The following is a 474-nucleotide window of genomic DNA, read 5'->3' on the forward strand; positions in this document are numbered from 1 at the left end:
CGCTCGGTGCCACGTACGACGGCACCGGCACCAACTTCGCCCTGTTCTCGGAGGTCGCCGACCTCGTGGAGCTGTGCCTCTTCGACGAGTCGGGCACCGAGACCCGCGTCCGCCTCGAGGAGGTCGACGGCTTCGTCCACCACGGCTTCCTGCCCGGCATCGGCCCCGGCCAGCGCTACGGCTACCGCGTGCACGGTCCGTGGGACCCCGAGAACGGCCTGCGCTGCAACCCGCAGAAGCTGCTCATCGACCCGTACGCGAAGGCCGTGCAGGGCCAGCCCGACTGGGACCCGTCGCTCTTCGCCTACGAGATGGGCTCGCCCGACGAGCCGAACGACGACGACTCCGCCGGCCACGTGCCGTTCTCGCTCGTGGTCGACACGTTCTTCGACTGGGCCGACGACCGCCCGCCGCGCCGGCCCTACAACGAGTCGATCATCTACGAGGCGCACGTCCGGGGGCTCACGATGACCC

At 70.5% G+C, this 474-nt stretch carries 1 pseudogene; it reads left to right on the forward strand.

From position 1 onward, the window contains the following. Positions 1 to 474: pseudogene (locus ASF38_RS19215) on the forward strand (glycogen debranching enzyme); the annotation flags it as partial.

This window comes from Aeromicrobium sp. Leaf272 (assembly GCF_001422865.1).
Classification (GTDB): domain Bacteria; phylum Actinomycetota; class Actinomycetes; order Propionibacteriales; family Nocardioidaceae; genus Aeromicrobium.